This is a genomic window from Dermacoccus sp. SAI-028 (assembly GCF_004346775.1).
Classification (GTDB): Bacteria; Actinomycetota; Actinomycetes; order Actinomycetales; family Dermatophilaceae; genus Dermacoccus; species Dermacoccus nishinomiyaensis.
The window spans coordinates 1,572,072-1,585,584 of sequence record NZ_SMFS01000001.1; the positions used below are offsets into that span (position 1 = coordinate 1,572,072).

Here is a 13,513-nt window from a genome sequence, read left to right on the forward strand (position 1 = left end):
TCAGGCCTGCGCGGCGCGGGCGCTCCAGCGCTCACCGTGACGATCGAGCTCGAGCGCGAGACCGAACGTCTCCGAGAGGTTCTCGGCCGTCAGTGTCGACTCGATCGGGCCGGCGGCGACGACGCGGCCCTCGCGCAGCATGAGGATGTCGGTGAAGCCCGGCGGGATCTCCTCGACGTGGTGGGTGACGAGCACGAGCGCCGGTGCGTCGACGTCCTCGGCGAGCGCGGTGAGGCGCTGCACGAGGTCTTCGCGGGCACCGAGGTCGAGCCCGGCGGCGGGCTCGTCGAGCAGCATGAGCTCGGGGTCGGTCATGAGGGCGCGGGCGATGAGGACGCGCTTGCGCTCCCCCTCGCTCAGCGTGCCGAAGCGACGCTCGGCGAGGTGCGCGGCGCCGAGTTCGTCGAGCAGTTCGCGTGCGCGTTCGTGGTCGAAGCTGTCGTACTTCTCACGCCAGCGTCCCACCATGCCGTAGCTCGCGGTGACGACGACGTCGGAGACCTTCTCACCGGCGGGGATGCGCTCGGCGAGGGCCGCCGTCGCGAGGCCGATGCGGGGGCGAAGCTCGAACACGTCGACGGCGCCGAGCACTTCGCCGAGGATGCCGGCGACGCCCGTCGAGGGATGCATGCGACCGGCGGCGACGTTGAGCAGTGTCGACTTGCCGGCGCCGTTGGGGCCGACGACGACCCAGCGCTCGCCTTCCTCCACCTCCCACGAGACGTCGTCGAGCAGCTTCTGCGCGCCGCGCGTGACACCGATCCCGGAGAGGGACAACACATCGCTCATACCCGTGACCCTACTGACTCGACGGGGTCGAATGCCACGCGACACGGCACGGATGACGTCGTGGACGCGCCTGGCGCCCAACCGACACGGTGTAAGCTACAACTTGTATCTATGTTGCGTCGAACGCTTACCACCGTGGGCAGCAGATCGACCACCCGAACGAGGAGCGAGCATGAGCGAGCCGAAGATCTCCGCGGCCGACGCGGTCTACCGCGAGGTGAAGGGCCGCATCCTCGACGGCTCGATCGCCGGTGGTGCCCTCATCAGCGAGGGTGAGATCTCGGAACTGCTCGACGTCTCCCGCACCCCCGTGCGCGAGGCGTTCGTCCGGCTGCAGGCCGAGGGGTGGATGACGCTGTACCCCAAGCGCGGCGCGCTCGTGCGCGCCGTCGAACCGCGCGAGGTGCGTGACGTCGTCGAGGCGCGCATCGCGGTGGAGTCGCGTGCGGCGCGCAGCGTCGTCGAGGCGCAGGAGCACCGCGACGTCGCCATCGATCTCGGCGAGATCCTGCGCCGGCAGCGCCAGAGCCTCGAAACCGGCGACCACGACGACTTCACCGAGACCGACTGCGTGTTCCACACCCACCTCGTCGCGGCCGGTGGCAACGCCATCCTCACCGAGTTCTACGAGCGTCTCGGGGAACGTCAGCGCCGCATGGCCGCGCGCATCCTGTGGAAGGACGATCGCCGCTGCCGCGACGTCCTCACCGCCCACGCCCGTCTCGTCGACCTCGTCGCCGCGGGCGACGCGACCGGTTTCGAGCAGGAGCTGACGGCGCACCTGCACCACTCCTACGACGGGCTGCTCCCCTGAGCCTCTCGCCCACCCGAGTTCACCCCACTCACCCACACCCGACGAAAGGCCCCCGCGTGTCACTCGACACCCCGACCCGCACCACCAGCCACGAACGCGTCACGACGAGCGTCGACTCCCCCGAGCGCGCCGGCGCCGGGGGCGCGCGGGCCGCCTGGCTGCCGGTCGGGGCGGCGATGTTCACCGTCGCGTGGGGTGGCAACCAGTTCACGCCGCTGCTCGGGCTCTACCGTGACATCGACGCGCTCTCGACGGGCGCCGTCGACCTGCTGCTCGGTGCGTACGTGCTCGGCATCATGCCAGCGCTGCTGCTCGGCGGGCCGGCCTCCGACCGCTGGGGCCGTCGCCCGCTCATGCTGCCCGCGCCGATCCTCGCGATCATCGCGTCGGTGCTGCTCGCCGTCGGCTCCGGGTCGCCGGCCGTGCTCTTCGTCGGCCGCATCTTCTCCGGCCTGGCGCTCGGGCTCGCCATGGTTGTCGGCGGCTCGTGGATCAAAGAACTGTCGAGCCCGCCGTTCGACGCCGAGGCCGACGCCGCCGCGGGCGCGCGTCGCGCCTCCATCAGCCTGACGGCCGGATTCGCGCTCGGCGCCGCTACCGCCGCGGCGCTTGCCCAGTTCGCGCCGCTGCCCGCGGAGCTGTGCTACCTCGTCCACCTCGTCATCACGGCGGCGAGCTTCGTGCTCCTGACGCGCGCCCCCGAGACGCATGCCGCCCAAGAGATGCCGGGACGCTTCCTCGACGACCTGCGCGTGCCCGCTGCGGGCCACCGTCGCTTCCTGTTCGTCGTCCTGCCGATGGCGCCGTGGGTGTTCGGCTGCGCGGGATGCGCCTATGCCGTGCTGCCCGCCGTCATGGGTGATCGCACCGGCTCGTTCGGCATCGCCTTCTCGGGCCTGCTGTGCCTCGTCGCGCTCGGCTGCGGGCTGTTCATCCAGCAGGTCGGCAAGCGCTTCGACGACGTCAGCTCCGCGCGCGCCATCATCATCGCCCTGACGATGACGCTGCCCGGCCTCGGCATCGCCGCACTTGCAGCGCGACTCGTCAGCCCGTGGCTCGCGCTCGTCGCGGCCGCCGTCCTCGGTCTCGCCTACGGCATGCTGCTCGTCTCCGGCCTGCAGGAGGTGCAGCGCATCGCCGGTCCCGAGGACCTCGCGGGACTGACGGCTGTCTACTATTCGATCACCTACCTCGGCTTCTTCGTGCCCGCCGCGCTCGCCGTCGTCAGCCACTGGCTGAGCTACCCCGTGATGTTCGTCGGTGGCGTCGTGCTCGCCGCGCTGAGCCTCGGCGTCGTCCTGATGTTCTCGCGCAAGCACCTTCCGTCGGCTCTGGCGCACTGACCTGTCGCCACTAGGCTGGGCGATCGTGTACGAACTGCCTGCCTCCGTGCGCCTCGCCCTGTGGGCCACGCACGCCATCGCCGCCGATCGCCCGCTCAGCGAGGCGCTCGGCGCCGCGCTGCCCGACGTCGACGCCGTCGAGGGTGGCCTGCCGCGCCTCGAACTGTGGCGAGACCTCGGCGAACGCATCGTCTGCGTCGACCTGCCCCGCCCGGGGCTCCACGGCGGTTTGCTGCCGCCCGGCGGACCCGCGACGCAGGCTGCGATAGAAGCCGGAGAATGCCTGTTCGTGCCGTCGCTCGGCGGGGTTCTCGTGCCGCGGCTGGAGTATTACGGGCCGGCCGGTGACGAGGGCCTCAAGCTCACGCTCGAACCGCACGACAGCGACCCGATTCCGATCCACCGCCTCGAGGCACTCGCCCTGGCCGACATCGACCGGCGCTTCCGCGAGGCGTTGCTGGCGCATGTCGGGGTGCTCGAATCCCTGCAGATCGCACCGTTCCTCGGCTCCTCGGCCCGCGAGCGCGTCGACGAACGCCTCGACGGCGCGCGCTGGGCGTTGCCACCGGGCCTGCACCCGCGGGCGCTGCGCATCATCACGACGGCCGGCCTCGTCGTCGCCGCCCTCGACGAGGCACTGACGACGAGCGGCGGCCTCGACGCGGGTAGCGTCGCAGCGCGCGAGCGCACGCTGCGCTCCCTGCTCGACGAGGCCGAACTCGCTCTCGCACAGGCCGCGACGGCGGCTGCCATCGGCCTCGCACACGACGCTGCCCGCCCTCGATGAGGACGGGCAGCGTTGATCGCGCGTTGCGGTGTGCTCAGAGCGGCGTGTCTCCGGCAATGACGTATCAGGCCGTACGGGAGCCTTCGAGCACCGTCGCGTAGACCTGCTGGGTGCGCTCGGCGATCGCGTCCCACCCGAAGTGCTCGACGGCGCGCTGACGCCCGGCTCGACCCCGTCGGCGGGCCTCTTCGACGTCGGAGGTCGCCTCGGTGAGGGCGCGCGCCAGATCGGCGACGAACGTATCGGGGTCGACGGGCGTACCGGTTCCGTCGTTCACCTGCTCGATCGGCACGAGCCAGCCCGTCTCGCCGTCGACGACGACCTCGGGGATGCCGCCGGTCGCGGTTGCGACGACGGCCGCTTCGCACGCCATCGCCTCGAGGTTCACGATGCCGAGGGGTTCGTACACCGACGGGCAGACGAACGTCGTGGCCTGCGACAGCAGCGCGACGACCTCCTCGCGCGGCAGCATGTCGGGAATCCACACGACGCCGTCGCGCTCGGCGCGCAGCTGGTCGATGAGGCCCTCGACCTCGGCGAGGATCTCGGGGGTGTCGGGCGCGCCCGCGCAGAACACGAGCTGCACGTTCGCAGGCACCTGACGCATCGCACGCAGCAGGAACGGCACGCCCTTCTGACGCGTGATGCGCCCGACGAACACGATGCTCGGACGCTCGGGGTCGACCCCATGACGGCGCGCGATCTCGAAGGCGGCGTCGCTGCGGTCGGGCGCCCAGGCCTGTGCGTCGATGCCGTTGTGGACGACATGGACCTTCGCCGGGTCGAGCTGCGGGTAGCTCGCGAGGACGTCCTTGCGCATGCCCTCGGAGACGGCGATGACGGCGGCCGCGCCCTCGTAGGCGGTGCGTTCGATGAAGGAGGAGATCGCGTAGCCGCCGCCGAGCTGTTCGGCCTTCCATGGCCGCATCGGCTCGAGGCTGTGCGCGCTCACGACGTGCGGGATGCCGTGGAGCATCGAGGAGAGGTGGCCGGCGAAGTTGGCGTACCAGGTGTGCGAGTGCACGACGTCAGCGCCGGCGACGGCGGGCACCATCGTCAGGTCGACGCCGAGGGTCTTGAGGGCGCCGTTCGCGTCGGCGAGTTCGGGAAGGTCGGGAAAGCCCTGCGTGCCCGGCTCGTCGATCGGTTCGCCGAACGCGCGGACCTGGGTGTCGATTCCGCTGCTGCGCAGCGCCTTGACGAGCTCGGCCACGTGCACGCCGGCCCCGCCGTAGATGTTGGGCGGATATTCCTTGGTCAGGATGTCGACTCTCACCCATGAACGTTATCCGCGCCGAGGGGTGTGAGGGAAGCCACGTCGGGGCATATTCTCGTCACATGCCAAACCGTGGAGGCCCCAAGATTCTCGCCATCGTCCTCGCCGGCGGCGAGGGCAAACGTCTCATGCCGCTGACGGCGGACCGGGCCAAGCCCGCCGTGCCGTTCGGTGGCATCTACCGCCTCATCGACTTCGCGCTGAGCAACCTCGTCAACTCGAACTACCTGCACATCGTCGTGCTGACGCAGTACAAGTCGCACAGCCTCGATCGTCACGTCACCACGACGTGGCGCATGAGCTCCCTGCTCGGCAACTACGTGACGCCGGTGCCCGCGCAGCAGCGTGTCGGCAAGAACTGGTACCTCGGTTCGGCCGACGCGATCTACCAGAGCCTCAACCTCATCCACGACGAGAAGCCCGACTACGTCGTCGTCGTCGGTGCCGACCACGTCTACCGCATGGACTTCGCCGACATGGTTGATGCGCACATCGCCTCGGGTGCGAAGGCGAGCGTCGCCGCGATCCGTCAGCCGATCTCGCTCGCCGACCAGTTCGGCGTCATCGACGTCGACCCGCAGAACCCGGCGCGCATCCGCGCCTTCCTCGAAAAGCCCACCGACCCGCAGGGGCTGCCGGACAGCCCCGACGAGGTGCTCGCCTCGATGGGCAACTACGTCTTCTCCACCGACGCGCTCATCGAGGCGGTCACACGTGATGCCGACCTGGAGGACAGCAAGCACGACATGGGCGGCGACATCATCCCCGCCTTCGTCGAGCGGGGTGAGGCGTTCGTCTACGACTTCAAGGACAACGAGATCCCCGGCGCGGAGGATCGCGACCGCGGGTACTGGCGCGACGTCGGCACGATCGACTCCTACTTCGACGCCCACATGGACCTCGTCTCGATCCACCCGATCTTCAACCTCTACAACGACCGCTGGCCGATCCACACGACGTCCGGCATGAGCCTGCCGCCCGCGAAGTTCGTCCATGGCAGCCACGGGCGCACCGGCACCGCCGTCGACTCGATCGTCTCCCCCGGCTGCATCATCTCCGGCGCGACGGTCAGCCACTCGGTGCTCTCGCCCAACGTCGTCGTGCGCTCGTTCAGCGACATCGACTCCTCGATCCTGCTCGACGGCGTCAAGGTCGGACGCTCGTGCATCGTGCGCCGCGCCATCATCGACAAGGACGTGACGCTGCCCGAGGGCACCCACATCGGCATCGACCACGACGCCGACCGCGCCCGCGGCTTCACCGTCACCGACTCCGGCATCGTCGTCGTCGGCAAGGGCACCGTCGTGACCCCCTGATCGAGCTACGCCCCTGGGGGTGAGGCCGATTCGCGCTCGGGCGCGGGTCGGCCTCACGTCGTGAACACCGGATGCGAACGCGGCGCCTTCACGCTATGAATGAGGGGTGAACAACGACGCGCGCCGCACCGACCTGTTGGGCCTGACGTTCCAGGGCACCGACTCCCCCGGGCTGTTCCACGAGCTCACCGACGCGATGACGAAGTTCGGCGTCGAGATCGTCGACGTCGGCCAGGCCGTCCTCGGCGGTGGCATCACGCTGTCGTTCCTCGTCAGCGCAGCCGAACCCGACGAACTCGTCCTCGAGATGAAGCGCCTCGCCCGCCTGCGCTCGCTCGCCCTGACGCTCGCCGAGGGCATGAGCGACGACGTCGTGCGCCTGCCCGGACGCGCCGTCGTCACGCTGCTCGCACCGACGCTGCCCGCCGAGGCCCTCGCGGAGATCTCGGCCGAGGTCGTCCACCACGGCGGCAACATCGACCGCGTGCGCCGCCTCGCGCGCACGCCGGTCACCGCGATCGAGCTCGACGTCTCGGGCGTCGAGGTCATCGAGCTTCGCCGCCGGGTGCTCGAGGCCTCGCACGAGACGGGGTGTGACGCGAGCGTCGCCGAGGCCGGGCTCGCGCGCCGTGGCCGCCGACTCGTCGTCCTCGACGTCGATTCGACGCTCATCCAGGACGAGGTCATCGAACTGCTCGCCGCCCGCGCGGGCCGCGAGGCCGAGGTGGCGGAGGTGACCGAGCGCGCCATGCGCGGCGAGATCGACTTCGCCGAATCGCTGCACGAACGCGTCGAGGCCCTCGCGGGGCTACCCGCGAGCGTGCTCGACGAGGTGCGCGCCGAGATCCGCCTCACGCCCGGCGCCCGCACGCTCGTGCGCACCCTCAAGCGGCTCGGCTTCACCGTCGGCGTCGTCTCCGGCGGCTTCATCGAAGTCGTCGCGCCCCTCGCCGCCTCCCTCGGCATCGACCACGCGCGCGCCAACACCCTCGAGATCGTCGACGGCGCCCTGACCGGGCGAGTCCTCGGCGACGTCGTCGACCGCGAGGGCAAGGCACGTGCGCTCGCCGCGTTCGCCGAGGCCGAGCACCTGCCGCTGGAGCGCACCGTCGCGATCGGCGACGGCGCCAATGACCTCGACATGCTCGCCCTCGCGGGCCTCGGCATCGCCTTCAATGCCAAGCCCGTCGTGCGGGCGCAGGCGGACGCCTCTGTCAACGTCCCATACCTCGACAGTGTCCTGTTCTTCCTCGGCATCAGCCGCGACGACATCGAGGAAGCCGACGACCTCGACGCGCTCGAGACGCCCGATGGTGCGACCGTCATGCTCGACGCGACGGACGTGGACGCCGCTGCGGCGACGCAGCGTGACGCCTAACATATGGCGCATGCCTGAACGTAGCGACCCCCGACGCTCCCTGCTCATCATCGGCGGCGCCGAGGACAAGATCGGCCGTGTGACCATCCTGCGCCGCTTCGTGCGCCTCGCCGGCGGCCGCAAGTCGAACATCGTCGTCATCCCGACGGCATCGTCGATGGCGGACGAGGTCATCGAGGTGTACTCCACCGTCTTCACACGCCTCGGCTGCCCGAGCGTGGGCAGCGTCGACCCGCAGTCGCGCGTCGACTCATCCTCAGAAGAACTCGCCGAGCGCATCGACGCCGCGAGCGGCATCTTCATCTCCGGCGGCAACCAGCTCAAGCTGAGCCAGCTCATCGTCGGCACGCCCCTCGGCAAGGCCATCCTGCGCGCCCACGAGCGCGGCGCCGTCATCGCCGGCACGAGCGCCGGCGCGTCGATCATGAGCCAGTTCATGATCTCGATGGGCGAGGAGGGCGTGACGCCCCGTCAGCGCGCGAGCCAGCTGACGCAGGGCCTCGGCCTCGTGCCGGGCGTCATCATCGACCAGCACTTCGACCAGCGCTCGCGTTACGGGCGCCTGCTCTCCCTCGTCGCCGGCTCACCGAGCCTGCTCGGCATGGGCATCGACGAGGACACCGCCGCGGAGATCACGAACGGACGGGAGATGACGATCATCGGCTCCGGCGCCGTATTCGTCGTCGACGCGCGCATGGCGCAGACGGACGCACACGAGGCACGCCGCGACGCGCCGCTGCTCGTCACCGGTGCCGTCGTGCACTCGCTGCCCTACGGGGCGACCTTCGACCTGGAGACGGCCACGCTGACCGACTTCGTCGAACAGCACGCCGACGTCGCGGTCACCGCGGCGAAGGACCAGCACGACACCGCGACCGCTGCCGCCGCGCTGCGTCACTGATCGCGTCCACGTCGTTTCGAGGGGAAGAACAGAACATGACCGTCATCGACATCCCGCAGGCACCGGGCCCCATCGAGCCGTCGCTGCGCATCGTCAGCACGCGCGTCTACCGCGGCCCGAACGTGTGGTCCTACGACCCCGCGATCCACCTCGTCGTCGATCTCGGCGTGCTCGAGTACTACCCGACGCACGCGATCCCCGGCTTCGCGGATCGCCTCGTCGAACTCTTCCCCGGCCTGCAGCACCACTCGTGCTCGCGTGGCAAGGAGGGCGGCTTCGTCGAGCGCCTCCACGAGGGCACCTGGCTCGGCCACGTCGCCGAGCACCTCGCGCTGCAGCTGCAGCAGGAGGCCGGGCACGACGTGCGCCGCGGCAAGACGCGCGGAGTCAAGGGCGAGGAGGGGCGCTACAACGTCGTCTACGCCTACCTCGAGGAGAGCGTCGGCATTGCCGCCGGCCAGCTCGCCGTGCGCATCGTCAACCACGTCGTGCACCCCGAGGACGGCTTCGACGTCGAGGCCGCGCTCGAGACGTTCCACGCCCTCGTGCAGCGCCGCGCGTTCGGCCCGTCGACGCAGGCGATCATCGACGAGGCCGTCAGCCGCGACATCCCGTGGACGCGCCTCAACGGCGCCTCCCTCGTTCAGCTCGGCCAGGGCGTGCACGCCCAACGCATCCGCGCGACGATGACGAGCCGCACGTCGGCCCTCGCCGTCGACATTGCGTGCGACAAGAGCCTGACGCTCGACCTGCTCGGCTCGGCCGGGCTGCCGGTGCCGAAGTCGGAGGTCGTGCGCACGCGTGAGGGCGCGATCCAGGCGGCTCGCGAGATCGGCTTCCCCGTCGTCGTCAAGCCGCTCGACGGCAACCACGGCCGCGGCGTGTGCCTGGACCTCACCGACGACGAGGCCGTCAGCGAGGCCTACGACATCGCGATGGCGCAGAGCCGGCGCGGCGTGCTGCAGGTCGAGTCGTTCGTCACCGGCAAGGACTACCGCTGCCTCATCATCGACGGCAGGATGGCGGCCATCGCCGAACGTGTGCCCGCGCACGTCGTCGGTGACGGCGAGCACACCGTCGACGAGCTCATCGAACTGACGAACGCCGACCCGCGGCGCGGCTACGGGCACGAGAAGGTGCTGACGAAGATCAAGGTCGACGACGCCGCCCGCGACCTCGTCGCCGACCAGGGCTACGCGATGGACGCCGTCGTGCCCGAGGGCGAGACGGTGAAGCTCGCGCTGACGGGCAACATGTCGACCGGGGGCATCTCGATCGACCGCACCATGGACGCGCATCCCGACAATGTCGAGATCGCCGAGGAGGCCGCGCGCCTCATCGGCCTCGACGTCGCGGGCATCGACTTCATCTGCCCCGACATCACCGTCCCTGTACGTGAGACCGGCGGCGCCATCTGCGAGGTCAACGCCGCGCCGGGTTTCCGCATGCACACCCACCCGACGGTCGGTGAGCCGCAGTTCATCGCCAAGCCGGTCGTCGACCTGTTGTTTCCGCCCGGCTCACCCTCGCGCGTGCCGATCGTCGCCGTCACCGGCACGAACGGCAAGACGACGACGTCGCGGATGCTCGCGCACATCATGAAGGGCCTCGGCAAGAAGGTCGGCATGACCTCGACCGACGGCATCGTCATCGACGAACGCCTGCTCATCACGCGTGATGCCTCCGGCCCCAAGTCGGCGAAGATGGTGCTGCAGAACCCGCGCGTCGACTTCGCGGTGCTCGAGGTGGCACGCGGCGGCATCCTGCGCGAGGGCCTCGGCTACGACCGCAACGACATCGCCGTCGTCACCAACATCCAGAGCGACCACCTCGGCATGCGCGGCATCAACTCGCTCGAAGATCTCGCGAACGTCAAGCAGGTCATCGTCGAGGCCGTCCCGCGCGACGGGTTCGCCGTCCTCAACGCCGACGACGAGTACGTGCGCCGCATGCGACGCGTGTGCCGCGGCACGATCGTGTGGTTCTCCATGGAGGCGCCCGGTAGTCGCGTGCGCCAGTTCATCGACGAGCGCTGCGTGCGTGGTGACCGCGCCGTCGTGCTCGAGCCGACGGACAAGGGCGAGATGATCGTCCTCAAGCAGGGCCGACGCTCCATGCAGCTCGCGTGGACGCACCTGCTGCCGAGCACGTTCAACGGCGCTGCGCGCATGAACGTCGCCAACGCCCTCGCCGCGGCCGGCGCCGCGTTCGCCGCGGGTGCCCCGCTGCACGACATCCGCCAGGGGCTGCGCACGTTCACGACGAGCTACTACCTCTCCCCCGGCCGCCTCAACCGCATCGAGGTCGACCACGCCGAGGTGTTCGTCGATTACTGCCACAACCCGGCCGGTCTGCAGCTGCTCGGCGAGTTCGTCGACCGCTACGTCGCCGGCAAGAACAAGTCGACGCGCGTGCAGCGCACCGTCGTCGTCGGCGCCGCCGGGGATCGACGGGACCAGGACATCCGCGAGATGGGCGAACTGGCCGCGAAGTGGTTCGACCACGTCATCATCCGCGAGGACGACAACCTGCGGCGCCGCGCGCCCGGCGAGACCGCAGCCCTCGTCGCCGAAGGTGCCCAGCAGGCGATCGACTCGGGTGAGGCACGCGCCGCGAGCGTCGAGACCGTGCTCGACGAGCTCGAGGCGACGCAGGTGGCGATCGACTCAGCGCGCGCCGGCGACCTCGTCGTCATCTGTGCCGACAAGCACGCCCGTGTCATGGCCGCGCTCGAGGACCTGACGCATCTCGCGACGCCCGGCGCCCACGCCGACGAGGCCGCTCACCCCGGCGACCCCGACTTCAGCCGCGACGCCGTGTTCGAGTCGCCCGAGGACGACGTGATCGACGAACTCCTGCCCAGCAGCTGACGCCGGCACACGACGAACCCCGGCCGCGATCCTGTGTGATCGCAGCCGGGGTTTGTCGTGTGGCGGGCGCTCGTCCGTGTTCCGGTCGCCTCGGCGAGCGTGCCGTCAGGGCGACTCGAGCAGTGCCTTGAGGCTCGTCGCCATGTCGCCGAAGACACTCGGTGACGTGTCGTGCGACGCCGCTCGTTCGAGCGCGTCGATGGCGATACGGACGTCGTCGCGTGCCTCGTCGGGCACCGAATCGATGGGGGCGTCGCCGCTGCCGCGGGCGGCCCGCACCTTGCGGCGGATCTCGCGTGGGCCGTCCGTCGTCGCGCCGTGCTCGAGCAGCCACGCGTGCAGTTCGGCCTGGTGGCTGTGCGTCATGACGGCGACGACGTCACCGTCGTGGGCAACGTCGAGCAAGCCACGCAGACCGTCGAGTTCGGTCTCGTGGCTCGCCTCCGCGTGCGCGCCCACATGCGACAGCCCATCGCGCAGGTGCTTCTCGAGGTCCTCCATCGTGCGACCGCGCAGGTAGTGCTCCTTGTGCACGACGTGGACGACGTCGGCGCCGCGCCCGGCGAGTTCGCCGAGGGCGACGAGGATCTCGTCGCTGCGATCGCCGCCGGTGCCGAGGCCGAGCAGCAGCCGCGAGCCGGGCGCGACGAGGCCGCGGCCGACGTCGAGCAGGGCCTCGAGGCCACCTTCGTTGTGCGCCATGTCGACGATCACGCTCGCTTGCTGATCTGCCCCGAGCGGGAGGCTGTAGACGTTCATGCGCCCCGGGTTGAGCGTCGCGTCGGGCGCGAAGGTCTTGAGGCCCTGGACGACGGCGCTGCGCGGCAGGCCAAGCGCGAGCGCCCCCGCTGCTCCCGCGAGCGCGTTGGCGACGTTGTGGCGCGACAGCCCGGCGAGCGTCATCGGTACGTCGTCGAGGCTGACGAGCATGTCGATGCCGCCATCCTCGATGCACGCGATGAAGCCGTCGATGACGGTGAACGCCTTGCCGCGCGCCGCGCGCACCTCGCGGATGCAGGGGGCGTTGGGGTCGAGAGTGAACGCGACGAGCTGGGCGGGGGTGCCGACGCGCATCGCCCACACGCGCGGGTCGTCGCCGTTGAGCACGCACCAGCCGGAGGGTCGCGTCACCTTCGTGATGATCGCCTTGACCTCGGCGAGCTGGTCGACGGTGTTGATGCCGCCGCTGCCGAGGTGGTCGGACGTGACGTTCGTGACGACGCTGACGTCGTTGTACGGCACGCCCATGCCGCGGTTGAGCAACCCGCCGCGCGCGGTCTCGAGCACCGCGACCTCGAGCCCCGGCGTCGCGAGGACGGCCTGTGCGCCGGCCGGGCCGGAGTAGTCGCCGTGCTCGATGTGCTCACCCATGACGAGGACGCCGTCCGTCGAGCTCCACGCCGTCGTGCGCCCGGCCGTCATCGCGATGTGCGCGACGAGGCGCGTCGTCGTCATCTTGCCGTTCGTGCCGGTGATCGAGATGACGGGGACGCGCGGCCGCGGCAGCGTCTCGCGCGGTCCCTGCTCGGCGTCTCTCACGTCGGCGGCGGCGCGCACACAGGCGCCGTTCGCGCGCTCGGTGTCGAGCAGATCGTCGAGGGCACGCGCGATGGCGCGCCCCAGTGCACGGCCACGTTCGCGCCGGTTCCACGGGAAGGCGACGACGTACTCGCCCGGCTCCTCCCCGTGGCGCACGCGCACGCCAAGACGGCCCGTGCCGCTCAGTTGAGCGATCTGACGCGTCACGACCTCCGCGAGGCGCATGACGCACCGGTCGCGCACGGGCCCGCCTGGTTCGCCGATCTTGGGGCGGCGGGAATCGAGGGCCCGAAACGCAGCGGAGACTGTCTCCTCGGGGGCCGCGCACCACGCCCCCAGGTCGAGGGTCGTCTTGATCGCCTGACGGGTGAAGTAGAGGTTGGGGCCATCGAGAACACGGTTGCCGAGCAACTCGACTCGCGCGTGCGCCGGTTCAGGAGTCATGGGCGAAAGCGTAGGCGTCCGGCGAGCGGGGCGCACCCACGGGACACGGGTTGGAC

10 protein-coding genes are annotated in these 13,513 nt (G+C 70.4%); 7 read left to right on the forward strand and 3 right to left on the reverse strand.

Annotated elements, in window-relative coordinates:
• Nucleotides 1–789 carry an ABC transporter ATP-binding protein gene (locus EDC82_RS07245; protein WP_115296220.1) on the reverse strand — a complete coding sequence of 263 codons (789 nt, stop codon included), beginning with the start codon at nt 787–789 and terminating at the stop codon, nt 1–3.
• Nucleotides 790–961: 172 nt separating this feature from the next.
• Here EDC82_RS07245 and EDC82_RS07250 point away from each other — a divergent pair, with 172 nt between their 5' ends.
• The 3 genes from EDC82_RS07250 to EDC82_RS07260 are packed head-to-tail and all read left to right on the forward strand — an operon-like array spanning nt 962 to nt 3,733.
• Entirely contained in the window at nt 962–1,603 is a 642-nt protein-coding gene (locus EDC82_RS07250) for a GntR family transcriptional regulator (RefSeq protein ID WP_006945364.1), read from the forward strand.
• Nucleotides 1,604–1,659: 56 nt separating this feature from the next.
• Nucleotides 1,660–2,946 carry an MFS transporter gene (locus EDC82_RS07255; RefSeq protein ID WP_115296219.1) on the forward strand — a complete coding sequence of 429 codons (1,287 nt, stop codon included), beginning with the start codon at nt 1,660–1,662 and terminating at the stop codon, nt 2,944–2,946.
• A 25-nt stretch (nt 2,947–2,971) separates the two neighbouring features.
• Nucleotides 2,972–3,733, forward strand: coding sequence for a hypothetical protein (locus EDC82_RS07260; RefSeq protein WP_074039325.1), 762 nt, complete (start codon nt 2,972–2,974; stop codon nt 3,731–3,733).
• A gap of 64 nt (nt 3,734–3,797) precedes the next feature.
• Here the strand turns inward: EDC82_RS07260 and glgA are convergent, their stop codons facing one another.
• Complete coding sequence (gene glgA, locus EDC82_RS07265) at nt 3,798–5,009, reverse strand: glycogen synthase (RefSeq protein ID WP_074039327.1); 1,212 nt, start codon at nt 5,007–5,009, stop codon at nt 3,798–3,800.
• 62 nt (nt 5,010–5,071) lie between these two features.
• Between glgA and glgC the strand changes: the two genes are divergently transcribed.
• The 4 genes from glgC to cphA all read left to right on the forward strand — a co-directional run bounded on the left by glgC (nt 5,072) and on the right by cphA (nt 11,474).
• A complete protein-coding gene (gene glgC / locus EDC82_RS07270) occupies nt 5,072–6,325 on the forward strand; it encodes a glucose-1-phosphate adenylyltransferase (RefSeq protein ID WP_131941048.1) in 1,254 nt (417 codons plus the stop codon).
• Between the two features lie 106 nt (nt 6,326–6,431).
• Nucleotides 6,432–7,703: a phosphoserine phosphatase SerB gene (gene serB, locus EDC82_RS07275; protein WP_115296216.1), complete on the forward strand. Its 1,272-nt coding sequence runs from the start codon at nt 6,432–6,434 to the stop codon at nt 7,701–7,703.
• Nucleotides 7,704–7,713: 10 nt separating this feature from the next.
• Nucleotides 7,714–8,604 (forward strand): cyanophycinase, encoded by an 891-nt coding sequence (locus tag EDC82_RS07280; protein ID WP_074039330.1) that lies wholly within the window; start codon nt 7,714–7,716, stop codon nt 8,602–8,604.
• Between the two features lie 35 nt (nt 8,605–8,639).
• A complete protein-coding gene (cphA, locus tag EDC82_RS07285; protein WP_115296214.1) occupies nt 8,640–11,474 on the forward strand; it encodes a cyanophycin synthetase in 2,835 nt (944 codons plus the stop codon).
• A gap of 105 nt (nt 11,475–11,579) precedes the next feature.
• Here the strand turns inward: cphA and EDC82_RS07290 are convergent, their stop codons facing one another.
• Complete coding sequence (locus tag EDC82_RS07290) at nt 11,580–13,457, reverse strand: Mur ligase family protein (RefSeq protein ID WP_235006154.1); 1,878 nt, start codon at nt 13,455–13,457, stop codon at nt 11,580–11,582.
• Nucleotides 13,458–13,513 lie beyond the last annotated feature (56 nt).

Coding starts and splice junctions, on each gene's coding strand:
- EDC82_RS07245 (WP_115296220.1), bottom strand. CDS start 789: ATGAGCGATGTGTTGTCCCTCTCCGGGATCGGTGTCACGCGCGGCGCG.
- EDC82_RS07250 (WP_006945364.1), top strand. CDS start 962: ATGAGCGAGCCGAAGATCTCCGCGGCCGACGCGGTCTACCGCGAGGTG.
- glgC (WP_131941048.1), top strand. CDS start 5,072: ATGCCAAACCGTGGAGGCCCCAAGATTCTCGCCATCGTCCTCGCCGGC.
- EDC82_RS07280 (WP_074039330.1), top strand. CDS start 7,714: ATGCCTGAACGTAGCGACCCCCGACGCTCCCTGCTCATCATCGGCGGC.
- cphA (WP_115296214.1), top strand. CDS start 8,640: ATGACCGTCATCGACATCCCGCAGGCACCGGGCCCCATCGAGCCGTCG.
- EDC82_RS07290 (WP_235006154.1), bottom strand. CDS start 13,457: ATGACTCCTGAACCGGCGCACGCGCGAGTCGAGTTGCTCGGCAACCGT.